Consider the following 25,773-nt stretch of genomic DNA (forward strand, 5'->3'; position numbering starts at 1 on the left):
AACACCCGTTAGGGTGTTTTTTTATTTTGCTTTATAAGTCAGAGAATAAACCACAGGTATCACAACTGCTACCACAGTAGTCACTAAAATCCAAACAGGGTTAAAGTTAACCACTGTCATCACAATCAAGAACAATCCGGCAATCACCCAAACTTTTCCTGCTAGGCGGTGAGTGTGGTACCAGTTGTCTGCATTGTTCAATGTGGATGGTATGCGAATACCGAAGGTTCTATTTTGAGACGCTTTTGGCATGTAGTTCCCCATAATGATAAAGATTAAGCCAAGGAGAAGTGGCATGGTATTCAAAATATTCGCTTCATTGTAGACAGAATATTGAATGCTAGCGCCGGTTGCCCATAAACTAATAGCGGGAATAATCCAAGCTGTTAAACTGATGATTTTTTTATCTTGAGTGCCCTTCTTTTGTTCAACCCAAAGTAAGAAAATTTCTAAAAGGACTAAGAATAGTGGCAACAACAAAAAAATAGGTTTTGACATTGTTCCGTTGACGGTGTTATTTGTATCAAAGTGGGTTGCCACTCGTTCGGGTAAGCGGTTGTAATAAAATAAGATAGTACCGAATGGGATAAATGAAGCGAAAATTTGTAGTTTGTAATTTTTAATAATGTTTGTCATAGGTAACACTCCTTTAGATAAATGTTTTAAACCAGCGGATGGCTTCTTCGAAGACGCTGGTATTTAATTCGTAGATGACGAAGTTGCGATCTTTTCGTTCGCGAACTAGACCTGCTTCTCTCAGTATCGAGAGGTGGTGGCTGATGGTAGCATTTGATAAATCGAAATTCTTAGAAATATCGCCAGCGCTCATTGGTCCAGCTTTTAACACAGTTAAAATATCATTACGAACGGGGTGACCAATTGCTTTAAAGGTTGTGATGTGTTCTTCATTGTTTGACATGGATGACTCCTTTCAATCTATTTAGAAGTTTATCTAAATGATAATACCTATTTAGAAGTTTGTCAAATTAACTTTGTAAATTATTCGTAAATATTTAAATTTAAGGTATAATTTAAATGTTAATAAAGGGGGATTTTTTTATGTGTACAAGTATTAGAATTATCAGCGAAGAGGGAAAGGTTGTTTTTGGTCGAACACAAGAGTATATGTTGCCACTTCCTTATGTAGCGGCTAATGTTCCAGCGGGAACAGTGTTAACCAATACGATGAATCCAATTGAGTTCAAGCATCAAGCAATAGGTGTTTGCTATGATGGTGAACCGTTTGGCGTTGAAGGTGTACTATTTGCTGATGGGATGAATAGTGCAGGTATTGGAGCTAGTATGCAATACTTTAGTGATTTCTGCGTTTATGGTAAGGAAGAAGCAATCCTTGCAGAAGGCAAAACGCCATATCGTGGAGAAGAGTTTGTGACATGGGTATTAGCGACAGTCAGTTCGCTAGATGAATTAATTGAAAAGTTAACAAATGACATCGACTTATGTGATAAGTTAAATAACTTAGGAAAATGCGATCCACTACATTTTAATATTACTGATAGCAAGGGTCGATCAGTGGTGATTGAGCATACTTCAGAAACAAAAGGCTTTGATATTCATGAAAATAAAGTGGGGACAATGACGAACCATCCAACCTATGATTGGCATGTTACGAACTTAAGCAACTATGCTGGCATGGAACAAAAACTGGTTAAAGCAGCTATTTTAGGTGAAGCAATTATCCCAGCAGCAGGTAAAGGGTCAGGAATGCATGGTCTGCCTGGGGACTTCACCTCGCAAAGTCGTTTTGTTCGTGCGACATATTTGAATAATTTATCAAAAGTTGTTCCTCATGAACAAGGAATAAATAAATTCTTTCATATCATGAATCAATTTGATATTCCTGATGGGGTGTTTGATTTAGAAGATGGGACGAACTTTGATTACAACACACAATACACAAGTGCTTATGATTTAGAGAATAAGGTTATGTATGTATCGATGAATGGTAATCGACAGTTACAAGGTATCAAAATGACTGCAGTTGATAAATTAACAAAGTATGCGTTAAAACAAGTTCAAACAGTCGATTTTATTGATTAAAAAAAGACATCCTCTAAGGATGTCTTTTTAAATTGTTTTCTCATAGTGTCGTTCAACAAAAATACTTATGACAATTAATAGATTAAAGATAACAGCGAAGAGGATACCTGTCCATAAGAAACCATCTGACTGGAAGAAGCCCCAAAGACCTAAGAATAAGATAGCGAATAATAAGCAACTGATAAAGCAGATACGACCTATCACAGCATTTGTTTTGTCGTTGATCAAGTTATTACGCTCATCAGCTTTTTCAATTTGTTCCTCTTCAAGTGCTTCAGCTGAAAAAGCGCAGACGAGATGATAAGCGCTGGCACAGAACGTCACGACCAGAAAGAAGAGTGATTTAAATAATTCTAACCAGCTAAAGACATCCGTGTTATCTACTCGTAAGGTAAATGCTAAAAAAAGTGTTAGTAAGCCATACAGAATTCCAAGTGTCAGGTATTTTTTACTTTGTATTTTCATCAGTGTTATCCTCCATTTTTAAGTTGTCAGGTAAATTAAATAAGTCTTCGATAGTGGTATTGAAAAGTAGGGCGAGTCGATAGGCAAGCATGATAGAAGGTTTATATTTTCCTTGTTCTAAAGAAATAATGGTACGGGCAGAGACTTTAACGTGTTTTGCCAGTTCAGCTTGTGTCATATCGATAGCTAGCCGATGTGATTTAACATTATTAGTCATAATTATTCTCCAATCGAATGTGAAGTTTGTTTCATGTGAAGTTAACTTCAGTATATAGTTGGGTATGATGTAAGTCAACACAAAAAAATATGCATTTAAAACAGAACTAAACGGTGTTTGTTTGCATATTTTATAAATAATTCATTTAAATTATGTATAAAAAATGAAAAATGTTGAATATTATGCATCTAATGAGTATAGTTATATTATAGAAAAAGAAAGCTGGTTGAAATTATGACGATAAAATATGTGATTAATAAAATGATTTTGATGATGGGATTGATTATGATGATCGCACCAATAAGCATGGCTGCTGAGTCAGATGATAGTCTATCTAAAGTTGAAAAGAGCAAGACCATTACTTTAGGGTTAAGTGCGGATTACCCACCCTATGAATTTCATACGAAAGTAGATGGCAAGGATCAAGTCGTAGGTCTTGATGTAAAATTAGCCGAAGCGATTGCAAAAGACTTGGGTGTGAAACTAGAAATTAAAGAACTAGGTTTTGATGCGTTAATTCCCGCACTAAGTACTGGGAAAGTCGATATGATTATTTCTGGGATGGTACCTACACCAGAACGTAGTAAAGAGGTTTTGTTTTCTGATCCATACATTGCCATCGATCAAGCGATGGTCATTCGTAAGGCGGATAAAAAAGATTGGTCTAAAGAGACGGACATCACAACTAAAAATGTAGGGGTGCAAAAATCATCTGCTCAAGAAACATTGTTGAGAAATGAATCTCCTGACACAGAATTAACATCCTTACCTAAAATGACTGATATTATTCTTAACTTAAAAAATAATAAAGTCGATAGTGGCTTATTAGAACGTCCAGTTGCTCAAGCATACGTGGCACAAAATCCTGACTTGATGATTGCTGATTATGAAATCGGTGAAGTGGGTCAAGATAAAATGGCGGTAGCCTTAGCGAAAGAGTCAAAAGCCTTAGCAACAGAAATCAATAAAACAATTGAAAATGTGACATTGGAAAATAAAATGGCTGACTGGCAAAAAGAAGTCGGCGGTCTGTTAGCTGACAATGAAAGTTTCTGGTCAAAATACGGAACCTTCTATTTAAAAGGAACTGGTGTAACATTAGGTTTATCTGTTCTGGGAGTATTATTTGGTAGTTTGTTTGGAGCAGTCTTAGCTTTAATGAAGTTATCAAAAAATAAATTCTTCAAAGGAATTGCTTTAGTTTATATCGAATATGTAAGAGGAACACCGCTTTTAGTTCAAATTTTCTTAGTTTATTTTGGGACAGGCGTTTTAGGATTAAACTTGAGTGCTTTTGCAGCTGGGGCAATTGCTGTTTGTTTAAACAGTGGAGCCTATGTAGCTGAAATTATTCGTGCAGGGATTAATGCTGTGCCTCAAGGTCAATTTGAAGCAGCTCGTTCATTAGGGTTAAGTTCAATGAAGACGATGCAAAAGATTATTATGCCGCAAGCGATTAAAAATATTTTACCGGCCTTGGGGAATGAGTTTGTGACAGTCATTAAAGAATCATCCGTTGTATCAGTCATCGGTGTGGCCGACTTAATGTTCCAAGCTGGTGTGGTTCAAGGAGCCAGCTTCAAGCCCTTCTTACCAATTTTAATCGTATCCGTAATTTATTTCGTATTAACATTTACCTTATCAAGAGCCGTTGGTGTGGTTGAAAGGAGACTACAAAATGATTAAAGCAGAAAATATTCATAAAAAATTTGGTGAGACAGAAGTTTTAAAAGGGATGTCTACAGATATCAAAAAAGGTGAAGTGGTTGTTTTACTCGGTCCTTCAGGAAGTGGGAAAAGTACCTTCCTACGTTGTTTAAATGTTTTAGAAACACCTAATGAAGGAGACATCATTATTGATGGTCAACATTTACCTAAAACTGAAAAAGAATTAGATGCGTGGCGTCAAAAAATTGGTATGGTATTCCAAAACTTTAATCTGTTTCCTCATAAGTCTGTCTTAGAGAATATCACATTGGCGCCAATGACAATAAAAGGTGTAGATAAACAGACAGCGGAACAAGAAGCTGAGAACTTATTAAACCAAGTTGGGCTATTAGATAAAAAAGAATTATATCCAGATAGTTTATCAGGTGGACAAAAGCAACGGGTAGCAATTGCACGAGCGTTAGCAATGAAACCAGAAGTGATGTTGTTTGATGAACCAACCTCGGCTTTAGATCCAGAGATGGTTGGAGAAGTATTATCAGTTATGAAACAGTTAGCGAAAGATGGGATGACGATGGTTATTGTTACCCATGAAATGGATTTTGCTCGTGAAGTCGCTGATCGTGTCATCTTTATTGACCAGGGTGTTATCCAAGAAGAGGGACACCCGAAAGACATTTTTGAAGCACCCAAATCAGAGCGTCTGCAACAATTTTTAAGTAAAGTTTATACAAAATAAAAAGCCTGGCTCTTTTGAGCAGGCTTTTTTTGAAACCGAGTGTAATCGCTTTCAATATTTTTCTGTTAGGTGTATCGTTTAGTTATATAAAGGGGGAGATATTATGGCAACACATGAAATTGAGTTTTTATCATTCAACGGTAGAGATACTATTCAAGGATGGGTATATACACCTGTAAAAAAACCAAAAGGAATTATTCAACTCGTTCATGGTTTTGGAGAACATTCGAGACGTTATTTTTATATGATTTCTAAGTTTGTAGAGGCGGGGTATATAGTTGCTGCCAATGATCACATAGGACATGGTAAGACAGCCCAAGTTAATGATTCGTGGGGAGATTTCGGGGATAAAGGTTATCTGACTGCTGTTGAAGATGAATATAAATTATTTAATATCATCACAGAAAAATATCCGAGCTTACCGGTAGGGATTTATGGTCACAGTTGGGGCTCGTTAATTGTGCGAAAATTTGTTTCGCTGTATGGTGATAAAGTTAAAGCAGCCGTTTTTTGTGGAACGACCATAATATTTGGACAAGTGGAAGATATTTTAAAAAAATCAGGTAAGCTAGTGAAAGCTGGCAAAGGAAATGAACGTGATGAAACTTTAGTAGGTATGTTGTTTTCGGAAATGAAAAGCCGTTATCCAGAGGAAGAATCACCAAGCGCTTGGATTTCTGTTACACCTGAGGTAATTGTTGAAAATGAGAGCGATCCCTTTAATAATTTGGGGATGCTACCAACGATTCAATCGATTCATGATTTTTGTGAGCTTATTACAGATGTTAATCAAGTGGAATGGTCGGAATCGGTTCCTAAAGAATTACCGATTTACAATATAGCTGGAGATCAGGATCCAGTTGGAAATTATGGTGAAGGTGTCTACCATGTATCTAATATGCTGTGGAGTACAGGGCATACAGATATACAAACTCGTATCTATCCAGGATTTAGACACGAGATTCACAATGAGCCAGAAATTAAAGATGAAGTAATTGATAGAATGATAGAATTTTACAATAATAAATTAAAATAAAAAGCCTTGCTCTTTTGAGCAGGCTTTTTTTATAAAGTTAACTTATTTTTTTTGCTATACACATAACTTATCTTTGAAGTAATGTCTGACCAGACATTATGATTTGTAATATCAGAGATGATTAAACTTTCTTTATCCATTAAGGAAGATAAGAAGTGGTCGGCGATAATTAAATCGGCGGTTTCATGATTTGTTGAGAACTGATAAGCATCGGGATTAATAAACTGGCTAATTTTTTTACGAATTAAACTTTCTGCCATGTTGTTTGTTGAGATGCTGACTGCGATTGAAACCGGTAATAAGGTTCTAAATTGATAAGTCAGAACTAAAGCAAGCATAATTGCTTTGGGGATATCTGGGAAATAAGTTTCTGGTGTTAATTTAGATTCGACCTGTTGTGTTTTAACAAAGGTCAAAACGGACTTAGAAAATTCGCTATCAACTCGGTAGCCGTATTGAAATTTAATAGAACGGAAAAAACGAGAGATGATGTTTAGGCCATGGACTTGAACCGTCAGAATATGAAGGACGATACCAGTTTCGATGAAGGGGAGAATATCCTTGTTCCACGTGACAGTGTAGGCTTGCCCGAACCGTTGTAATAGCTCACTAGATAACAAGACAACTTCGTGTTGACTTGTTGTGATGTGGTCGGTCAGGTTGTTAGTTAATAGACCATTGTTACTCAAAAAATTAGAGTCGTTGTTAATAACTTGGATAAATAAGAAGTTTAAGAATGGCACACAATTTTCACTCACGGCTTTTTTTAGTTTTATTGTGTCAACTAAAGGGTGTGCTTTAAATAACTCAGTGATAAGTTCAGCTGTTGTTGGTGGGCAATTAATATCCCGTTGTAAATCATCTGTAAAGAGTTCGATTGTTTTTGAAAGTGCGGATGCTCGGTATTTATTTGTAGCATCTAAGTCATTGAAAACTTGATCTGTTAGAAAGGATTGTGTCATATCGTGCTCAGTGTCTGACATAATAAAGTGAAAAAGGTAAGTAAACATGATCCTATTTAAAATGGGGCCATCCAACTTTATAAGATTTCCTTTTAGCGTAATATTCAACTGGAATTCATTCAGTTGCTTGTTTAGCTCAGTTATCATTTTTTTGATGTACGGTAAACTGGTCTCTAATTCTTTAACTAATAGCTCAGTCGTTTGGGATTTCTCTTGGACTAGCTTATCAAGTAAATGATAGTGGCTAGATGATCCTAGATAGGAATTAATCAAAACCCTAGTTGGATTATGTTTAGTCGTATGAATATCTATAGTAGAAAAAATAACGCCATCACTAATTTTTATGAAGGATTGATCTTCACCATAGAGATGATTGAGGTCATCAATAAGTGAAAGAACTTGTCTTTCAACAGTGGGACGAGAGAGGTTCAGGTCATCTGAAAATTGTACTAAAGAGATGGTTTCAACCTGACTCACTTGTGTCAAAATATGTAATTTTTTTTGTTCCATTTTTCTTAGAAGGACCTCAAGCATATTTATTTCTCCTTTAATAACTAATTGACCCTATAATAACAAAAAAGAAAGCTGTCTAACAGCTTTCTTTTTATTTAAAAATTTAGTTTTTAGCTAACCATTCCATAGCAGTTCCTACATGGGCAGCGACACCATAAGGGAAGATATCTTCATTTAAAACTAATTTTGGATGGTGAACTGGATAAGCTTCGCTCACTCTTGAATCAGCAGCAGCTAATGCGTACATCACTGTTGGTACTTCGTGGCTGACATAAGCGAAATCTTCAGAACCCATTTGAACGGGTAGGCCTGGGATGTCTTCTGTACGAATCACTTTTTCAGCACCAATATACTCTGGTAAGATACTTTCTGCTAAATCAACAATATCAGCACCATTTTCTAAAGTAGGACAGCCTGATAAGAATTTAGTTTCAGCAGTACAACGATAAGCTTTAGCGATGTTATCAGCCATCTCTGTCATACGGTCTTTAATTTGTTGACGCATACCTTCGTCATAAGTACGTAAAGTACCTTTTAGACTAGCTGTTTCCGGAATAACATTTGAAGTTGTGCCTGAATGGAATTCACCCACAGTTAATGCTGTTAGTGCATCAGCTGGTAATTCACGTGTTTGAATTTCGTTTAAGGCTAAGAAAATATTAGCAGCGGGTGTAATAGGATCGATTGCCATCATTGGCATTGAACCATGACCACCTTTACCAGTAATGTTAATTTCGTACCAGTCACATGATGACAATGATTTTCCTTTGTTAGCTACGATGATTGAACCATCGTCCATAGGTAAGCCTGGGGCGATATGGATCATTGAACCAGCATCCACCTTTGGATTTTCTAAGACGCCATTAGCGATCATATCGGCAGCGCCTTCCATGATTTCTTCAGCCGGCTGGAACATTAATTTAACCGTTCCGTTAAGTTCTGACTCATGCTTTTTAAGCAATTGGGCAGCGCCTAACAGCATTGTTGTGTGGATATCGTGACCACAAGCATGCATTTTACCGTTTTCTGATTTAAAGTCTAAAGCTGTTTCTTCTGTAATAGGTAAAGCGTCCATATCACCACGTAATAAGAATGTTTTACCATTGCTGTTTCCAACAGTAGCAACGACACCGGCTTTACCACAGCGTTCAGGTGTATAACCCATGGCTGTTAGTTTATCCATTACAAGTTGTGTTGTATTTTCTAAATCGAAACCTGTTTCTGGATTTTCGTGTAATTGACGACGACACGCAACCATTTCAGCTTGAATAGCTTTTGCTTCTTCTAAAATTAATTTTTTATCCATTTGTATCATCCTTTCTGTTTACAAGTTTTATTATACTCCTCAATATTCTAAAAAAAAACAATAAAAACCCAAAATATGCATTTTTGTATCGAAAATAGTTTTTTTATTAAACGGATAGGAGTATAATCAAATTGTTCTTTAATTAACAAAGAGAAAGAAGGAATGGATGATGTGTACAGGTATTCAAATTATTACTAAAGAGAATACTCATTATCAATCACGTACGCAAGAATTCGATATTGAATTACCATATGCGTTAGCTCAATTGCCAAGAGGCTATGAAGCAACAGGTTATTCACATTGGAATCTTAAGTACTCAGTGATGGGTGTAGGTGGCGAAAAAACACCTGAAATGAATTTTGATTCAGTTGTAGATGGTATTAACGAAAAAGGTTTATCAGGTCAAAGTTTATATTTTGGTGACTACAACGTTTATGCGTCTAAAGAAAAAATTGCTGAGCTAGGTAAAACACCAGTTTATGCAGAAGAGTTTGTTTTCTGGGCGTTGGGTAACTCAGAGTCAGTAGCTGATTTAAAAGAACAAATTAATAAAGTAGCAATTATTGATGAAGGCTTGTTCAACCCAGCAATGGCATTACCACAGCACTTTATGTTCTTTGATACAACAGGAGCGTCAGTTGTTGTTGAACCATCGATTGAAGGTGGTTTCCAAGTGTTTGATAACCCGATTGGGATTATGACGAATAGTCCGACGTTTGATTGGCACTTAACAAACTTAAGAAATTATACTGCGATTTCAGAAGAAAGTTCACCGAACATTCAAATGGGTGACTTAGCTGTTAAATCAATTGGTAAAGGTTCTGGTTTACGTGAGATGCCAGGTGACTACACTGCGCCAGGGCGTTTCATCCGTGCGGCTTATATGAAAAATTTAATTGGTGACTTCCATGAAGAAACAGCAATTAATACTATTTTCCACATGCAATCAAGTTTTGATATCCCCCGCGATATGGTGAAAACAGATTTAGGTTGTCAGTATAACCATTACACAGTTGTCTATGATTTGGATAAAGTTGAAATGCATATCAGAATGTATGATGACTTAAATATTCAAAGTATGAAACTAGATGCAGGTGTTGCAACAGGAGATAAACCTGTTTATAAAACATTATCAAGAAAGCAAACATATAACTATTTATAAGGTCGTCTTATAAATTCAAAAGGAGAAACTCATGACAGTAAAACAAAAGAAATTATTAACAGGTATTGTACTTAGCGTATTAACATTTTGGTTATTTGCGCAAGCCATCACAGTGGGTGTGCCAAATATTATTGAAAGTTTAGGTATTTCTGCAGAATCAGTTAACTTTGGTTTAAGCTTAACAGCCTTATTCTCTGGGATCTTTATTACCGTTGCCGGGGGATTTGCTGATAAAATTGGCCGTTTAAAAATCACTTATTTAGGTATTATTTTAAGTATTGTTAGTTCAGTTATTTTATTATTAGCCAATGGTGAAACTTTATTCGTTATTGGTCGTATCATTTCAGGAATCTCTGCAGCGTGTATCATGCCTGCGACAATGGGATTATTAAAAGATAACTTCGAGGGTGAAGATCGCCAACGTGCTGTAACATGGTGGTCAATTGGATCATGGGGTGGTACTGCACTTTCAGGTTTAATTGGTGGTGTCTTAGTCCAAGCCTTTGGTTGGAAAGCAATTTTTATGGTATCAATCATCGTATCATTAGTGTCATTAGCTTTAATTTATGGAACAAAAGAAAAAAATATTGCTGCATCAAAATCTGATGTAAGATTTGATTTCTTAGGTCTGATTACATTTATTATCTTAATGTTAAGTATTAACTTATTTATCACTAAAGGTGCTGAGTTTGGTTGGTTAAGCGCGAAAACAATTGGTTTATTAGCAGTTTTCTTAGCATCAGCCTTTGTTTTCTCAAAAATTGAAGCTAAACACAAAGAGCCATTAGTAGACTTTTCTCTATTTAAAGATTCAAACTTCTTTGGTGCGACAATTTCAAACTTCTTAATGAATGGAATTACTGGTGCATCAGCAATTTTATCAATTTACTTACAAGGTGAAACTCGTGGATTATCAAGTTCGCAAGTTGGTTTAATCTCTGTTGGTTACCTAGTATCAATTATTATTTCAATCATGGCTGGTGAAAAATTACTTAAATCGGGGGGCGCAAAACGTCCGATGATGTTAGGTCCAGTTATTTCCGCTTCAGGGATTGTTTTAATGGCATTAACATTCATCCCTGGCGCGCCTTACTTAGTTTTAACATTCTTAGGTCTTGCTATTTTAGGTATTGGTCAAGGGATGTATGCAACACCATCGACAGATATGGTCTTAGAAAGTGCTCCGGCTGATAAAGTTGGTGTGGCTTCAGGATTATACAAAATGGCAAGTGCTTTAGGTGGTAGTTTTGGTATGGCTATTACGTTGGCTGTCTACACAGCGCTTGGTAAAACAAGCAATTTAAATACGGCTGCAGGCTTAGGTTTCCTTGTGAACGTTCTGTTCTTAGTTTTAGCCTTAGTAGTTGTTTCTAAATGTATTACAGATAAAAAAGCTCCAACAAAATCTGCAGTTGAATCAATTGTAGAGACAAAAGAAAAAGCAAAATAAGTTAAACGAAAACTCTCCTCTATTGAGGGGAGTTTTTGTTTTGCGTGCTCTTTTTTTTGAAATGAAGTAGAATGAAGAAAAGAAGATTGGGAGGTTGATTATAGATGGAAAAAGGATTTGTTCCAGAAGTGACCACAGAATTGCGTCAAGATATCATTAAGGTGCCAGAAGTTATTAAACAAGCTAGTGGGATTAGAATCTTTGGTAAAAAAATCCGTTCGATCATCTTTACAACGGACATTGCTATTATTTGTAACTGTAATGCAGAAGCTGTCATTGCGGTGTACCCATTCACGCCACACCCAGCTATCATGAAAGGTGTCATTGAAGCGGCGGATATTCCAGTATTTTCTGGTGTGGGAGGCGGACTAACTCAAGGTGAGCGTTCTGTTTACATGAGTTTATTTGCGGAAGCACAAGGTTCAATCGGTGTTGTTTTAAATGCTCCGACGCCTGTGACTACGGTTTCGGCAGTGAGTGATGTTGTGGCAATTCCAGTTATCAGTACAGTAACTTCGATTTATACTGAAATCGATGAAAAACTTGAGGCAGGTGTGCAAATTATTAATATTAGCGCGGGAAAAGATACAGCGGCAACTGTTCGCCATTTCCGTGAGCGTTATCCAGATTTGCCAATTATTGCAACTGGTGGTCCGAAAGATGAAGATATTTTAGAAACGATTGAAGCCGGAGCAAACGCGATTACCTATACGCCACCAACAAATGGTGAGTTGTTCCGTCGTAAAATGGAAAGTTATCGTTTAAAAGAAAAAGAATAAAAGTAAAAACCACTATATTAATAGTGGTTTTTTTAAGATTTATGAGAACTTCCTTAGTTTCACAGAGCAATTGGGCTTGAAATGATAGCCTTTTCATTTTTAAATGAGAATTAGCTAAAAGATTGTGAAAAAATTATCAAAACAGTTGTATCAAGGGTTGAGAGGTGTTATCTTATGGTTGTAAGTAAGAGAGTAAGGCTTTAATCTAAAACTAACAGAGGAGCTGACAGAAATGACTAACCAAACGCAATTACCAGTAACCATTGACCAAATCAGAGAGGCGCGTCACGTGATTGGACAATATGCACGTCAAACGCCGTTATTAAAATCATATTATTTATCTAGCCAAAGTGGTGGCGATGTTTATTTAAAATTAGAAAACATGCAATTAACGGGTTCATTTAAATTTAGAGGAGCCTTCAACAAAATTGCTAGTTTAACAGATGAAGAAAAAGCGCGCGGAGTGATTGCGTGTTCAGCGGGGAACCATGCGCAAGGGGTTGCCTTATCTTGTAAATTATTAGGGATCAAAAGTAAAATTGTGATGCCAGTTGCAGCACCAAAAGCTAAAGTGCAAGCGACTGAAGGTTATGGATCAGAAGTGGTATTGCATGGTGCTAACTTTGATGAAGCGAAAGCCTATTGTCAAAAAGTTCAAGAAGAAACAGGTGAAACCTTTATCCCGCCATTTGATGATGCTTTAGTAATGGCAGGACAAGGAACAATCGGGTTTGAAATATTAGATGAGCTTTGGGATGTAGATACAGTCATCATTCCCGTAGGCGGTGGCGGATTAATTGCAGGTTTAGCAGTAGCGCTTAAAACCTTCAATCCTTCTATTAATATCATTGGTGTTCAAGCTGAAACGATTCACGGGATGACAAGTTCTTACCAAGCAGGTGAAATTACCCCTCATAAAGATGGCACAACATTAGCTGATGGCTGTGCTGTTGAATATCCTGGTGAATTAACCTTTGAGGTCGTTAAAGAATGTGTGACTGACATGATTCTCGTGACCGAAGATGAAATTGAATTTGCCATTAAAGATTTAATTCAACGTACTAAAGTAGTAGTTGAAGGAGCAGGTGCGTTAGCAACAGCCGCTGTTCTAAGTGGCAAAGCAGAGAAATATGTTAAAGGTAAAAAAGCTGTGGCAGTCGTGTCAGGCGGTAACGTTGATTTATCAAGAATTTCTGATATCGTTGGTCACTTCATGGTAGCAAACGAACTCAAATAACAGAGTAATTTGATTGAGGACACAATGCGGAAAGGTCCATCTTGTCTTTTCGGAAACTTTCCGTTATAATAAATTCAACTTGAAAGAACAACTGAATACTCTTTTTAGAGGTAGAGGCTGCGAAAGTTACGAGTCGTACTTTAGAGGATGAACGATCCGCTGAAAAAGTATAAAAAGAACTTCCGCCGAAGCCTAACTAATCGTTTCATTAGTTAGGCTGGGGATACACTTAATAGGTGTATAACTGTCACGAGCAATCGTGTTGCGCTATCAGACTAAAGTGTGAAATTAACAAACAATCACCCTTTATGGACGATAGAATCGACATGAAGAGTGGTTGTTTTTTTGAGTAATACATTAGTTAGAGGAGTAGAATTATGTCGCAAGAAAATACAGAGATGCATCGTAGTTTGAAAACCCGTCACTTATCAATGATTGCCATTGGTGGATCAATCGGAACGGGATTGTTTTTAGCCAGTGGGTCAGCGATTTCCGAAGCGGGTCCTGGTGGAGCATTAGTTGCTTACGCTTTAATGGGTGTCATGGTTTACTTTATGATGACGTCACTAGGTGAAATGGCAACTTATATGCCAGTGTCAGGTTCCTTTAGTACTTACGCTAGTCGTTTTATCGATCCAGCCTTTGGTTTTGCATTAGGTTGGAACTATTGGTTTAACTGGGCAATTACCTTGGCTGTGGAAATTAATACAGCAGCGATTATTATGCAATATTGGTTGCCAGACGTTCCGAGTTGGATGTTCAGCATGGTTTTCCTAGCGTTGATTTTTGGTGTTAATGCTACATCGGGACGTTCGTTTGGTGAAGCAGAATACTGGTTATCAATGATTAAAGTGATTACGGTTATTATTTTCATCGTCATTGGAACGTTAACTATTTTCGGTATTATGGGTGGCGAACCTGTAGGTATGAAAAACTTTACCGTTGGCGAAGCGCCATTTGTAGGTGGTATTCCTGCTTTACTAAGTGTCTTCGTGGTAGCTGGTTTTTCATTCCAAGGAACAGAGTTGATTGGGGTAAGTGCCGGTGAAACGGAAAACCCAGAAGAATCAATTCCTAAAGCGATTAAACAAGTTTTCTGGCGTATTATTTTATTCTACATAGTATCAATCTTCATTATTGGTGTCTTGATTCCTTATACTTCACCTAATTTATTAGGTGGTGATGTAGCGGACGTGGCAACAAGTCCATTCACTCTAGTCTTTAAACGTGCTGGGTTAGCTACAGCAGCTAGTGTTTTAAATGCCGTCATCCTAACTGCGATTTTATCAGCTGGGAACTCAGGTTTATATGCTTCATCAAGAATGTTGCACTCAATGGCGAAATCAGGACAAGCTCCTAAAGTGTTTGCTAAAGTTAACAAACGTGGGGTACCAATTAATGCGCTAATCCTAACAGCAATGGTTGGAGCAGTGGCTTTCCTAAGTTCAATCTTTGGTGAGAGTTTCTATGGTTTATTAATTGCTGCATCAGGCTTAACAGGTTTTATTGCTTGGTTGGGGATTGGTTTAAGTCATTTGCGTTTCCGTCGTGCGATGAAAGCCCAAGGCAAAGATTTAGGCGTGCTGAAATATCGTGCGAAACTATTCCCGTTTGGCCCATTATTAGCTTTGGCCTTATGTGTACTTGTTATTGTAGGACAAGATATTCCAGCATTTATTAATATGGATTGGGGACAAATTTTGTTTACTTATATGAGTATTCCTCTAGTGTTGGTTTTATTCGTATACTATAAAGTGCGCTACAAAACAAAATTAATTCCCTTGCAAGAAGTAGATTTAGATAATAAATAAAGCAAAGGCCTCAGCCTTTGCTTTTTTGTTTGGGTTTAGCTATGTTAAAATGGAGAAAACAACAGAGAAAGAGGCGTCTTATGAAACTATTACATACTGCGGACTGGCACATTGGTAAACAATTGAATGGCTTTGATTTACTAGATGAGCAGTGGCATGCCTTTGAAACAATTCGTCAAATAGCCAAAGATGAAAAAGTGGATGGGATTATTATTGCAGGTGATTTGTATGACCGAGCGATTCCTTCAGTTGCTGCAGTTGAGGCTTTCGATAAAATGCTTCATATTTTAAACATTGAAGATGGCTTGCCAGTCTATGCAATCAGTGGTAATCACGATGGTGCCAATCGTTTGAACTTTGGTAATCGTTGGTTTGAAGAAAACCAACTATATTTGCGTACCCAAATTTCAGAAGCGTTTCAACCAGTTGAATTAAATGATGTGCAGATATTTATGCTACCATTTTTCGACCCAATAGATGCACGCATTTATTTCGATATCGATGAACCAAGTGACCTACGCTCAATCGATAGTGCGATAGCACTGGTTATAGATAGAATGAAGGAACAATTTAATCCTAGTAAGAAACAAATTTTGATTACGCATTTTCATGTGACAGGTGAGCAAAATGCTGATTATGAGCTAACAAGTGAAACAACGTCAACTGTTGGTGGCTTGAATGCGGTTAGAGCGACTCACTTTAAAGATTTTGATTATGTAGCTTTGGGACATTTGCATCTATGGCAAGCTAGTCCAGATAAGTATGTCAGATATAGTGGTTCACCAGTTAAATTTAATACGAAAGAAGCGACAAATGAAAAAGGTGTTTATATTGTTGAAATCACTGAAAAAGGTGTCACCTCTGATTTCCGAAAAATTACTCCTAAAAATGACTTGATTGTTTTAAAAGGAACTTTCGACGAGTTGATGTCAAAAGATTTTTCCAGTAAGCAACCTAAAAAAGGAGAAGCATTCTTTAGTGTGAAACTGACTGATCGTCCGTTAGTCAAAAATATTCGTCAAAGTTTAAGTGAAGTTTATGGTGATGTTGTGGAGTTACACTTTATGGGACAATCGACTGTCGGGACATGGGATGAAGAAGAGTTATCTCAACGAACAGTTGCTAGCGATCAAGATATTTTAAAACAGTTTTATGAAGATGTCACTGCTGGGCAAGAGATGAGTTTGCAGCAGATAAACTTAGTAGAAGATGTCTTGCAAGAAGTGAGAAAGGCGGGGGAAGAAGCGTGAGACCATTAAAAATTGAAATGAATTACTTCGGCCCTCATAGTCATTCTGTGATTGACTTTACACAATTCAACCAAGGGGAGAGTTCGTTGTTTTTAATTAGTGGTGACACTGGTGCTGGGAAGACAACACTTTTTGACGCTATGACGTATGCACTGTTTGGCGAGGGGACAAGTTCTCGCCAGCCTAAAGCGATGCGCAGTGACTTTGCTGATGGTTCTCAAGTGACGGAAGTCATCTTTACTTTTGAACACAATGGCAAGTTTTATCGCGTTAACCGTAAACCAGAGCAAGATTCATTTGGTGCGCGCTCAAAAGATAAGTTGGTGACACGTAAAACAGAACAAACATTTTCTGAGTTGTCGGATATCGATGGGCAGGAAACCGGTAATGCTTACAGTAAGAAAAATGAAGTTGATACAGCAGTTCAGGAATTGTTAGGGTTAACGGCAGAACAGTTCCGTCAGATTATCCTCTTGCCCCAAAATGATTTCAGGAAGTTTTTATCAGCGAAAAGTGATAGCAAAGAAGCAATCTTGCGCAATCTGTTTGGAACAGAGTTGTATAGTCGCTTTACTTTATCGCTAAAAGAACGTTATAAAGAAGCTTCGAAAACACGTGAGAGTGATGAACATGAATTAGCAGGTGTTTTAAAAAATGTTAGTTGGCCAGAATCATATAATAATGATGAAACAGATCCTACCTTAGTTAATGAAGAATCTTTAATCATGTTAGAAAAGTTAGTGATAGAGAAAAAAGATGCTTATAAAGAGTTAGAGAAGAAGGTCGAATCCGTTGAAAAAGATTGGCAAAAAAGTGATAGCGCATGGCAAGCTGGGAAAGATTTAACGATAGCCTTTAACCGTTTGACGGAAGTGGCGTCTCAATTAGCAACTCTTGAAGAAAATAAAGATCAAATGACTGAGTTAAAAGCATCAGTAGCTGAAAAAAGTTGGTTAGCTGAGTTAGTTAGTCCGGTTTCGACGTACATCAAGACTAAACAAAACCAAGAGCTAACGAAGTCTGCCATTGTTGCTAGCGAAAAAGAAGTTGCTGAGGCCAGAGAAGAGCTAACTGCTAGACAAACTAAGTTTAAACTTGCTGAAACGAATCACGAAAATCTAACAGCTGCCGAACAGCGTGTGAATGAATTGCGAGGGACGTTAATTCCTAATGCAAAAGAATTGGCGAAACTGTCTGAAGAATTAATAAATTTAGGAGCTGGTTTACAAGCAACAGAAATTCAGTTGCCGTCTGAAAGCACTATTAAAACTGAAAATTCTTCTACACCCGCAGAACAAAAACGGTTGATTACTGAGTTAGAACAGATTTTAAGGCAAGCACGTGAACAAATGTCAGTACTAAGTAGTTTATCGAGTGCTAAAGAAGAGACCGTGACTGATTATGAAAGTGTTCAAAAGCAGTTGCATGAGTCGAAGCGATTTTATGAAACAAAGCAAGAAGAGGCAATGCTTTTATTGGCCAATCGTCGTGAGTTGATGGTCTTGCAGTTGCAAGCGGAGCTGGTTGAAGGAGAGGCTTGTTTAGTTTGTGGGTCAAAGGAACATCCAACTGCAGATGGTATTCATGGAAAAGCTGATGAAGGGGCACTGGCTGCATCATTTGAAAAAATTGATAGGACTCAAAAAGAAGTGGCGGCTTTGCAAGAGAAATGCCAATCGTTAGAGGAAGCATTCAATAAATTGAAAAGAGAGTCTCAACGTTTGACAAGGGAACTTGAGAAACGACAAGCAGAGGTTGTAGTGCTGTTTGAACAAGGTTATCAGTTAACTAGCAGATGCGTTGGTTCTGAAATTTTAACTTCAGAATTGAGTAAACTTGAGTCGCAAGTGAAGCAGACGCAATTAGAATATAATGAAGCTAAAGATCAGTTGCAAAAAGCTGAAAAACAGCATGAGTTATTAGCAGCTGAACTAAAACGATACCGAGATACAAAGTTGTCTGTAGAAGCAGAAATCGTAGAGTTAAAAGGATTGATTGAGAAAACAATGTTGCAGCAAAGCAAACAGCTGAGCATTGAAGAGTTGGTAGCTAAGGTGCAAACTTTTGATCACCAAGAGATGTTACGTCAAAGTCAGCAAGTCTTGCAATATGAGGACGAACTAACGCGTTTATCCCAAGAAGAAAATGACTTAAGGACTAAAACAGCTAAACAAACAAGACCTGATCTAGTTGAGTTAGAAGAAACACGCCTCGCATTCGAACAAGAAAAAACAGACTTGTCAAAAATATGCGGACAAGAAGAAGAACGTTTAGAAACAACGAAACAATCATTGTCTAGAGTTCAAGCGCTTTGGTCCAAGCTTAATACAGATGCGGACTACCAAGAATTATCTCGCTTAACACAAGCGGTAAGCGGTAATAATCAATTGAATTTAACCTTAGAACGCTATGTCTTACAAGCATTCTTAATAGAAGTCTTGAATTATGCTAATCAACATTATATTGGGCAGCTGTCTAACGGGCGTTATCGTTTTGAATTGAAACAAGAAAAAGCCAGTCGCGCAAATCAAACTGGGTTAGAAATTGATATTTTTGATTACAATACAAATGAGGTTCGCTCAACAGACACGTTGTCTGGAGGAGAGAGTTTTATCGCTGCCTTATCAATCGCTTTATCTTTAGCCGAAGTGGTTCAAGGCAAGTCGGGTGGTGTATCTATAGATGCCTTGTTTATAGATGAAGGGTTTGGTTCTCTTGATCAAGAGACATTAGATCAAGCTATAACAGTTCTCGAGGAAATAGGAAATAGTGGTCGCATGGTAGGCGTTATCTCTCATGTCACTGAAATGAAGCAGCGGATTGGACAGCAATTAATAATTACTAAAACAGGTAATGGTCAAAGTGTGGTCGAATCAAAAACGCTATAAAAACATCTCGGAAGAGATGTTTTTTGTTTAAAGTAAGAAAAGTCTTAGAAAATAAAATAACAAATTTTTAGGTTGGGTTTTTTAAAGGTAAGTTTATTGTTTGTGAAAAAAATGACGAAGATAGCGCTATCATTGGCTTAATAGTAAAAAGTACTTTATACCTAGTTATTTACTAGTCTTATCAGACTGTTAAGGCTTTCAATGACAATTAAATTATATGAGAATTCTCTTAAAAAAAAGGATATTACTAACTTAAAAAATGAAAACGTTGTATAATGATAATTGTATTAGAGATACTTACCGCTTACATGATAAGTTTTCTCATAACCCAAACAGAAAGAAGGAGAATTTTTATGACAACAATTGATTGGCAAAAAGAAGTTGACGCACGTAAATCTGACCTAATGGCGGATTTAGAAGCTCTTATCCGTATTCCAAGTGTTAAAGACATGTAAAACGCTACTGAAGAGTTCCCAGTAGGACCAGCTCCTGCTGAAGCATTAGCTAAATTCTTAGAAATCGCTGAACGCGATGGTTTCGTTACTAAAAATATCGAAAACATGGCTGGACACATCGAATTTGGTGAAGGTGATGAAACATTCGGTATCTTAGGACACGTTGACGTGGTTCCTGCAGGTGACGGATGGGACACTGATCCATTTGAACCAGTAATCATCGACGGAAAATTATTTGCTCGCGGATCAAGCGATGACAAAGGACCTTCTGTTGCAGCTTACTATGCATTGAAAATTATTAAAGAATTAGAATTACCAGTATCTAAACAAGTTCGTTTCATTATCGGAACTGACGAAGAAAGCGGTTGGGCTTGTATGGACCGTTACATGGCTAATGAAAAAATGCCTGACTTCGGTTTCTCTCCAGATGCTATGTTCCCAATCATCAATGGTGAAAAAGGTATTGCATCTTACACATTAGACTTCAAAGGAACTACTCCTTCAGAAGGCGATGTAACATTAAACACATTCACTTCAGGAATCGCTTCAAACATGGTACCTGGTGATGCTACAGTTGAAATGACAACTGCATTAAACACTGATGAAATGAAAGCTGCGTTAGAAGCTTATGTTGCTGAAAATGGCGTTCGTGCTGACTTCACTGCTGATGGCGAAAACGTAACAATCAAATTATTCGGTAAACAATGTCACGCACAAACTCCAACTGATGGTGTAAATGCTGCGACATTCTTAGCTGATTTCTTATCATCATATAAATTTGATGGTAAAGGCCAAGCTTACATCCAAGCAACAGCTAAATTCTTACACAACGACTCTCAAGGTAACTTAACAGGCGTTGCTCACAAAGATGAAATCATGGGCGAATTAACATCAAGTGCTAACATCTTCCGTTACACTAAAGATGGCGACCAAACAATTTCAATCAATATCCGTTTCCCTAAAGGAACAGATTCAGCTAAAATCGCTGAACAAATGCAATCAGCAATTTCTGATGCTAAAGTGATCACTGAAGCAGGGGTTAAAGAACCTCACTATACTTCAGCTGAAGATCCAATGGTAAAAACTTTCTTAGAAACTTATGAAAAATACACTGGTCTTAAAGGATTTGAACAAACTATCGGTGGCGGAACTTACGGACGTTTATTCGAACGTGGTTGTGCATTCGGTGCTTTATTCCCAGACCGTCCAAACGTTATGCACCAAGCTAACGAATTCATGGTTGAAGAAGATATCTACCGTGCAGCAGTTATCTACGCTGACTCAATTTACCAATTAATCAAATAATTTTTGCTCGTCAAATACTTATTGATTAGTCACAATCTTGTTACTTAAAGCGGAACTGTATCACATTGCTGTGAAGTGGTGTGATACAGTGTTTGCTTTTGTAAAAAAATATAAAAGACAATAGGAGACTCAAAGGCATGAAGAAACTTTCTAAAGATGCTTACGGAGGCGTACACGGATCAGAATATGTTCCTTACGTTGAAGATGGCAAAAACACAAAATCAGGTGGAAGCTTGATCTTATTATTCGGTATTTTATTAGCAATTTTATTCGCAGCGTCAACAGCTTATTCAGGTATGAAGGGCGGATTGACAGTAGCTGCAGGAATCCCTGGTTCAATCTTGGGTTCAGGTTTAGTGACATTATTCTTAAAAAATAAAAGTATCTTAGGTAAAAACATCTTAGCTGGTATGTCAGCTGGTGGTGAATCAATTGCCTCAGGTATGATTTACGTTTTACCTGCAATTGTTTTAATGGGTGAAGAAGTTAACTTCTTACAAGCTATGGCTGTAGGTGTTATCGCTACTTTATTCTCAGTTGGTGGTATTTCAATCGTTCAAGACTACTTATTAGTTCAAGAACACGGAAATATCGTTTACCCAGAATCAATGGCCATTACTGAATCATTAGTTGCTTCAGAAGTTGGTGGAGATTCACTTAAGAGTATGGGTATTGGTTTTGGTATTGGTGGTATCATCACTGCTTTAACTGGTAACGTATTCGGTCTTGTTAACAACATGTTCACAATGCCAATCAAAGGTTCAGGCAAACAAGCTTATACTGCTGAAATGAGTACAGAAGCTAACCCAATGTTAGCTGGTATTGGTTTCATCGTTGGTCTTAAAGTTGCAGTTATGTTATTTGCAGGTTCTGTATTAACTAACTTTGCTATTATTCCATTAATTCACTTCTTTACTGATATCGCTGGTCCTGACGCTATGTTATGGAACGATGCAGCTACTGCTGTAAACGGTATTGGTGTTGGTCAAATTGCTGGTTCATATACTAAGTATATTGGTGCTGGTATGATGATTTCTGGTGGTTTAATTGGTGCTTTACAATTGATCCCAACAATTATTAGCTCGCTTAAAGCTACTATGGCTGCCAAAAAAGATGGCGGTTCTTCAGATAACGACGGTTCTTCAATGATGGTTCTTTTAGCTGGTGTTATTTTAACATTCGTTATTGGTTTCGTTATTTCAGGAAACGTTGCTATGGCATTAATCGGTGCTGTATTAACTCTTATCTTAGGTTTCTTATTCGCAATCGTTGCTGGTCGTTTAGCAGGTACTTTAGGTACATCTAACTTACCAGTTTCTGGTATGACAATTGCTTCATTAGTTATTATGGCAGCTGTCTTCAAAATGATGGGTTGGGCTGGAACAGCTAACCAAATTAGCTTATTAATGTTTGGTACTTTAGTAGTATTAGTTATCTCTGTAGCTGGTACTTATATGCAAACACAAAAAGTAACAATGGTTTTAGGTGGTAGCTACTCAGAAATGCGTAAATACTTCATTATTTCTGCTGTTGTTGGTGTTGCAACTGTTGTAGGTGTAATCACAGTCTTAGCTGAACAAATTCAAGCTGGTGACTTTGCTGCTCCTCAAGCAAGCTTAATCCACACATTAACAAGTGGTATCTTAAACGGTGACCTTCCATGGACAATCGTATTCATCGGTGTTGCGATGGGTATCGTATTATTCTTACTAGGTTTACCTGTAATGTCAGTTGCCGTTGGTGCTTACTTACCAATCGCAACTACTTCAATCATCTTAATTGGTGGTATCATGCGTACATTCGTTGAATTCATGAGCCGTCGTGATGAAAAAGTTAAAGAAGAACGTATCAACACTGGTATCAGCTTATCTTCAGGTTTAATCGCCGGAGCTTCTATCATTGGTTTATTAGGTGCGATTCTACAATTAACAAACGTTATCAAACCTGGTGAAATCACTGGATTCCTTGGTGGTAACGGTGGAGCGTTAGTATTAATTGCTGCGCTAGTTGTATTATCTCTAGCTCCAATTATGTCTAAAAAAGCTGACAAATAATTCTGATGGAAGAAACGAATGATTTCTTAAATGTGGTCTATCAAATCACCCCCGACCTTGAACACTTTGTGAACGAGGAAGGGTTAGTGGTGATTGCTAAGCCGCAAAACCATTGGATACAACGTTTCTTCAGAAAAATCTATATTAAGATTCCTGAAGCTGTCTACATGACACTGGATGACTATGGTAGTTTTATCATGAAACAAGTTGATGGTAAGAAAACAGTTAGTCAAATTGGTGAAGCATTAGCAGCCGAGTATGAAGAAGCTGGAGTTCATTTGTATGAACGACTTGAACTATACATGACGCATTTAGAAGTAAATGAAAAATGGATACAACCAATCGGTCGTATGAAATAGAACAATAGTAAGAGAGCGCCTGGCGCTCTCTTTTTTTATACAAACGCATCATCGTGGCATTATCTGAATTGAATATGGTAAACTATTTTTTATTAAAGGTATTTTTTGAAAACAATTTAAGGAGCTTGTGATGAAGAATAAATTACATGATATCAGTGAAAAGAAAATCAAAGGTGATCGTATTGGTATTTTCTTTGGGACGGTAAGTCCGTTGCATCAAGGTCACTATTCGGAGATTGTCCGTGCTAAACGAGAAAATGATGGATGTGTTGTCATTGTTAGTGGTTATACGGGTGATCGTGGTGAAAATGCCGGGATGAACCTGACTCAAAGAGGGCGAAGTACCCGTGAGATTTTTTCAGAAGATGATAACGTGTCAGTTAGTTATGTTAATGAGGATCACATTCCAGCTATGCCACATGGTTGGGAACCATGGTTAGACTTAGTTTTAACAGAGGTTAAAAAATTGACGGTCAATCCTAATGCTAAATACGTTTGGTATACAGGGGAAAAAGAATATCAAGAAAAGTTAAATGAATTGAGACCACAAGATGAGGTTGTTTTAGTTGATCGACAAATTTTGCCAATTAGCGGAACGGCCATCAGAGAAAATCCATTAAAACATTGGAACTATATCTTGCCACCTTTTAGGAAGTATTTTTCTAAAAATTATTTAGTCATTGGTAGTCCGTCTACGGGTAAAACGTCGTTAATTCGTGATTTGGGACGTCGCTTTAATGCGCCCTTCACGTATGAAGCTGCGAGAACTTACGAACCATTGTTTAATGTGCGTGATAATGAATTACTAGTTCAAGATTTATTAGGTATGGGGTTAGCTCAATTCGAGTTAAATCGTAGTGCCATTCGTGAGATGGGAAATCCGGGCTTAGTCTTTTTTGATACGGATATTTCAACGACTGAAGTTTATACACAAATGTATGCTGCGGCAGACTATGAAAGTGTTCGTCAGACATTTGAAATTCACGCTAAACGCCAGAAATTCGAAAAGATTTTCGTGATTCCACCAATTACAGAGTACGTCGATGACGGATTCCGTGATATGACGACAGCTAACGATGATGAGCGTTGGGAGATGCACAATGCTTTTATGGCTATTATCAAAAAATACGGTTGGGAAGACAAGGTTGTCTTACTTGATGAACCGAGTTATATGGGTCGTTATAATCAAGCATGTGATGTTGTTTGTAGCATGTTAGATTCACATAAATAACTAGTTTCTTCTATATAAATAGAAAATACTGATGGGAGTGTATAATGGAAAAATTTAAGTTGATGTTTAAAAATTTAAAAGGTATGTTTATGAATGATAAAAACCAGTATCAAGCTGGAAAGTTTATCAAAGGTGAAGTTTCAGGTATTAAAGGTTGGGAATGGGTTTATTTATTGGGATTGTTAGCAATCCAAGTAGCTACGTTCTTCTTTACTAAAGAAGTTGATAATTCAACAATGGGGATGTTAACAGCGATTGCCAATATCTTTTGTGTCTTCTTAGTTGCGAAAGGGAAAATGAGTAACTACTTGTTTGGTATTTTCTACGCTGGCTTCTACTTTATTATTTCAATGCAGCATTTTGTGTTAGGTGAAGCGGCATTAGCGACGTTTTACTTTGTGATGCAGTTTGTTGGCTTGTATACATGGTCATTGAATATGCATGAAGTGACAGGTGATGAATCTGAAGTCGTAGAAAGTAAAACGCTAGATGCAAAAGGTTGGTTTGTGACGTTGGCAAGTACGGCTATTTTGTATACGATTATTGTCATGTTATTGATTGCATTCAAGAGCAACTCACCAATGCAAGATGCCTTGACAACATCTGTCAGCATCATTGCTCAGATTTTAATGACGAAACGTTTTGCGGAACAATGGATTATGTGGATTGTCGTTAATGTCTTACAATTATGGTTGTGGATCAAAGTTGGAGATGCCGCGATGATTGCAATGACTGTTGCAATTTTAATTAATAGTACGTATGGCTATATTAATTGGTTAGCAATGAACAGAGAACAAAAAAGAACTGCTTAAGCAGTTCTTTTTT

At 37.3% G+C, this 25,773-nt stretch carries 21 protein-coding genes, 1 pseudogene and 1 riboswitch; of the genes and pseudogenes, 16 read left to right on the forward strand and 6 right to left on the reverse strand.

Features of this window, described 5'->3' with window-relative positions; all coding sequences use genetic code 11:
- Positions 1 to 21: 21 nt before the first annotated feature.
- Both G7081_RS03585 and G7081_RS03590 read right to left on the reverse strand, forming a co-directional pair.
- Positions 22 to 636 (reverse strand): SdpI family protein, encoded by a 615-nt coding sequence (locus G7081_RS03585; protein WP_166007474.1) that lies wholly within the window; start codon positions 634 to 636, stop codon positions 22 to 24.
- A gap of 13 nt (positions 637 to 649) precedes the next feature.
- Entirely contained in the window at positions 650 to 919 is a 270-nt protein-coding gene (locus G7081_RS03590) for an autorepressor SdpR family transcription factor (RefSeq protein WP_166007476.1), read from the reverse strand.
- A 140-nt stretch (positions 920 to 1,059) separates the two neighbouring features.
- Between G7081_RS03590 and G7081_RS03595 the strand changes: the two genes are divergently transcribed.
- Positions 1,060 to 2,061: a linear amide C-N hydrolase gene (locus G7081_RS03595; protein ID WP_166007478.1), complete on the forward strand. Its 1,002-nt coding sequence runs from the start codon at positions 1,060 to 1,062 to the stop codon at positions 2,059 to 2,061.
- Positions 2,062 to 2,088: 27 nt separating this feature from the next.
- Here the strand turns inward: G7081_RS03595 and G7081_RS03600 are convergent, their stop codons facing one another.
- A complete protein-coding gene (locus G7081_RS03600) occupies positions 2,089 to 2,526 on the reverse strand; it encodes a hypothetical protein (protein ID WP_166007481.1) in 438 nt (145 codons plus the stop codon).
- Entirely contained in the window at positions 2,510 to 2,743 is a 234-nt protein-coding gene (locus tag G7081_RS03605) for a helix-turn-helix transcriptional regulator (RefSeq protein WP_166007483.1), read from the reverse strand. The genes G7081_RS03600 and G7081_RS03605 overlap by 17 nt, the downstream gene beginning before the upstream one ends.
- A 231-nt stretch (positions 2,744 to 2,974) precedes the next feature.
- Between G7081_RS03605 and G7081_RS03610 the strand changes: the two genes are divergently transcribed.
- The 3 genes from G7081_RS03610 to G7081_RS03620 all read left to right on the forward strand — a co-directional run bounded on the left by G7081_RS03610 (position 2,975) and on the right by G7081_RS03620 (position 6,186).
- Positions 2,975 to 4,429: an ABC transporter substrate-binding protein/permease gene (locus G7081_RS03610; RefSeq protein ID WP_420824509.1), complete on the forward strand. Its 1,455-nt coding sequence runs from the start codon at positions 2,975 to 2,977 to the stop codon at positions 4,427 to 4,429.
- On the forward strand, positions 4,422 to 5,150 hold the full coding sequence (locus G7081_RS03615; protein WP_166007487.1) for an amino acid ABC transporter ATP-binding protein: 729 nt from the start codon (positions 4,422 to 4,424) through the stop codon (positions 5,148 to 5,150). The genes G7081_RS03610 and G7081_RS03615 overlap by 8 nt, the downstream gene beginning before the upstream one ends.
- A gap of 103 nt (positions 5,151 to 5,253) precedes the next feature.
- Positions 5,254 to 6,186, forward strand: coding sequence for an alpha/beta fold hydrolase (locus tag G7081_RS03620; protein WP_166007489.1), 933 nt, complete (start codon positions 5,254 to 5,256; stop codon positions 6,184 to 6,186).
- Positions 6,187 to 6,215: 29 nt separating this feature from the next.
- Here G7081_RS03620 and G7081_RS03625 read toward each other — a convergent pair whose 3' ends face one another.
- A complete protein-coding gene (locus G7081_RS03625; protein WP_238786662.1) occupies positions 6,216 to 7,682 on the reverse strand; it encodes a helix-turn-helix domain-containing protein in 1,467 nt (488 codons plus the stop codon).
- An 82-nt stretch (positions 7,683 to 7,764) separates the two neighbouring features.
- On the reverse strand, positions 7,765 to 8,967 hold the full coding sequence (locus G7081_RS03630) for a M20 metallopeptidase family protein (protein ID WP_238786663.1): 1,203 nt from the start codon (positions 8,965 to 8,967) through the stop codon (positions 7,765 to 7,767).
- 166 nt (positions 8,968 to 9,133) lie between these two features.
- On the opposite strand from G7081_RS03630, the gene G7081_RS03635 reads away from it, so the two are divergent.
- The 12 genes and pseudogenes from G7081_RS03635 to pnuC all read left to right on the forward strand — a co-directional run bounded on the left by G7081_RS03635 (position 9,134) and on the right by pnuC (position 25,760).
- Positions 9,134 to 10,129 (forward strand): choloylglycine hydrolase family protein, encoded by a 996-nt coding sequence (locus tag G7081_RS03635; protein WP_166007495.1) that lies wholly within the window; start codon positions 9,134 to 9,136, stop codon positions 10,127 to 10,129.
- 31 nt (positions 10,130 to 10,160) lie between these two features.
- A complete protein-coding gene (locus G7081_RS03640; RefSeq protein WP_166007498.1) occupies positions 10,161 to 11,579 on the forward strand; it encodes an MFS transporter in 1,419 nt (472 codons plus the stop codon).
- Positions 11,580 to 11,683: 104 nt separating this feature from the next.
- Entirely contained in the window at positions 11,684 to 12,358 is a 675-nt protein-coding gene (locus G7081_RS03645) for a beta/alpha barrel domain-containing protein (protein WP_166007500.1), read from the forward strand.
- A 232-nt stretch (positions 12,359 to 12,590) separates the two neighbouring features.
- A complete protein-coding gene (gene tdcB, locus G7081_RS03650; RefSeq protein WP_166007502.1) occupies positions 12,591 to 13,595 on the forward strand; it encodes a bifunctional threonine ammonia-lyase/L-serine ammonia-lyase TdcB in 1,005 nt (334 codons plus the stop codon).
- 103 nt (positions 13,596 to 13,698) lie between these two features.
- Positions 13,699 to 13,873, forward strand: a riboswitch (Lysine riboswitch).
- Positions 13,874 to 13,972: 99 nt separating this feature from the next.
- Positions 13,973 to 15,406 (forward strand): amino acid permease, encoded by a 1,434-nt coding sequence (locus G7081_RS03655; protein WP_166007504.1) that lies wholly within the window; start codon positions 13,973 to 13,975, stop codon positions 15,404 to 15,406.
- 80 nt (positions 15,407 to 15,486) lie between these two features.
- A complete protein-coding gene (locus tag G7081_RS03660; RefSeq protein ID WP_166007506.1) occupies positions 15,487 to 16,656 on the forward strand; it encodes an exonuclease SbcCD subunit D in 1,170 nt (389 codons plus the stop codon).
- Positions 16,653 to 19,544: an SbcC/MukB-like Walker B domain-containing protein gene (locus G7081_RS03665; RefSeq protein ID WP_166007508.1), complete on the forward strand. Its 2,892-nt coding sequence runs from the start codon at positions 16,653 to 16,655 to the stop codon at positions 19,542 to 19,544. The genes G7081_RS03660 and G7081_RS03665 overlap by 4 nt, the downstream gene beginning before the upstream one ends.
- Positions 19,545 to 19,897: 353 nt before the next feature.
- A pseudogene (gene pepV / locus G7081_RS03670) lies at positions 19,898 to 21,304 on the forward strand (dipeptidase PepV).
- Between the two features lie 137 nt (positions 21,305 to 21,441).
- Positions 21,442 to 23,358, forward strand: a complete 1,917-nt coding sequence (locus G7081_RS03675) for an OPT family oligopeptide transporter (RefSeq protein WP_166007510.1) — start codon at positions 21,442 to 21,444, stop codon at positions 23,356 to 23,358.
- Positions 23,359 to 23,363: 5 nt separating this feature from the next.
- Positions 23,364 to 23,717 carry a PqqD family peptide modification chaperone gene (locus G7081_RS03680; protein WP_166007512.1) on the forward strand — a complete coding sequence of 118 codons (354 nt, stop codon included), beginning with the start codon at positions 23,364 to 23,366 and terminating at the stop codon, positions 23,715 to 23,717.
- A gap of 130 nt (positions 23,718 to 23,847) precedes the next feature.
- Complete coding sequence (locus G7081_RS03685; RefSeq protein WP_166007514.1) at positions 23,848 to 24,948, forward strand: AAA family ATPase; 1,101 nt, start codon at positions 23,848 to 23,850, stop codon at positions 24,946 to 24,948.
- Between the two features lie 44 nt (positions 24,949 to 24,992).
- Positions 24,993 to 25,760, forward strand: coding sequence for a nicotinamide riboside transporter PnuC (gene pnuC / locus G7081_RS03690; RefSeq protein ID WP_166007516.1), 768 nt, complete (start codon positions 24,993 to 24,995; stop codon positions 25,758 to 25,760).
- Positions 25,761 to 25,773 lie beyond the last annotated feature (13 nt).

The organism is Vagococcus coleopterorum (assembly GCF_011303955.1).
GTDB lineage: Bacteria > Bacillota > Bacilli > Lactobacillales > Vagococcaceae > Vagococcus_D > Vagococcus_D coleopterorum.

What these genes read in the sequence shown, in the direction of transcription:
- G7081_RS03585 (WP_166007474.1), bottom strand. Translation starts at nt 636, where the DNA reads ATGACAAACATTATTAAAAATTACAAACTACAAATTTTCGCTTCATTT.
- G7081_RS03590 (WP_166007476.1), bottom strand. Translation starts at nt 919, where the DNA reads ATGTCAAACAATGAAGAACACATCACAACCTTTAAAGCAATTGGTCAC.
- G7081_RS03595 (WP_166007478.1), top strand. Translation starts at nt 1,060, where the DNA reads ATGTGTACAAGTATTAGAATTATCAGCGAAGAGGGAAAGGTTGTTTTT.
- G7081_RS03600 (WP_166007481.1), bottom strand. Translation starts at nt 2,526, where the DNA reads ATGAAAATACAAAGTAAAAAATACCTGACACTTGGAATTCTGTATGGC.
- G7081_RS03605 (WP_166007483.1), bottom strand. Translation starts at nt 2,743, where the DNA reads ATGACTAATAATGTTAAATCACATCGGCTAGCTATCGATATGACACAA.
- G7081_RS03615 (WP_166007487.1), top strand. Translation starts at nt 4,422, where the DNA reads ATGATTAAAGCAGAAAATATTCATAAAAAATTTGGTGAGACAGAAGTT.
- G7081_RS03620 (WP_166007489.1), top strand. Translation starts at nt 5,254, where the DNA reads ATGGCAACACATGAAATTGAGTTTTTATCATTCAACGGTAGAGATACT.
- G7081_RS03625 (WP_238786662.1), bottom strand. Translation starts at nt 7,682, where the DNA reads ATGCTTGAGGTCCTTCTAAGAAAAATGGAACAAAAAAAATTACATATT.
- G7081_RS03630 (WP_238786663.1), bottom strand. Translation starts at nt 8,967, where the DNA reads ATGGATAAAAAATTAATTTTAGAAGAAGCAAAAGCTATTCAAGCTGAA.
- G7081_RS03635 (WP_166007495.1), top strand. Translation starts at nt 9,134, where the DNA reads ATGATGTGTACAGGTATTCAAATTATTACTAAAGAGAATACTCATTAT.
- G7081_RS03640 (WP_166007498.1), top strand. Translation starts at nt 10,161, where the DNA reads ATGACAGTAAAACAAAAGAAATTATTAACAGGTATTGTACTTAGCGTA.
- G7081_RS03645 (WP_166007500.1), top strand. Translation starts at nt 11,684, where the DNA reads ATGGAAAAAGGATTTGTTCCAGAAGTGACCACAGAATTGCGTCAAGAT.
- tdcB (WP_166007502.1), top strand. Translation starts at nt 12,591, where the DNA reads ATGACTAACCAAACGCAATTACCAGTAACCATTGACCAAATCAGAGAG.
- G7081_RS03655 (WP_166007504.1), top strand. Translation starts at nt 13,973, where the DNA reads ATGTCGCAAGAAAATACAGAGATGCATCGTAGTTTGAAAACCCGTCAC.
- G7081_RS03660 (WP_166007506.1), top strand. Translation starts at nt 15,487, where the DNA reads ATGAAACTATTACATACTGCGGACTGGCACATTGGTAAACAATTGAAT.
- G7081_RS03675 (WP_166007510.1), top strand. Translation starts at nt 21,442, where the DNA reads ATGAAGAAACTTTCTAAAGATGCTTACGGAGGCGTACACGGATCAGAA.
- G7081_RS03680 (WP_166007512.1), top strand. Translation starts at nt 23,364, where the DNA reads ATGGAAGAAACGAATGATTTCTTAAATGTGGTCTATCAAATCACCCCC.
- G7081_RS03685 (WP_166007514.1), top strand. Translation starts at nt 23,848, where the DNA reads ATGAAGAATAAATTACATGATATCAGTGAAAAGAAAATCAAAGGTGAT.
- pnuC (WP_166007516.1), top strand. Translation starts at nt 24,993, where the DNA reads ATGGAAAAATTTAAGTTGATGTTTAAAAATTTAAAAGGTATGTTTATG.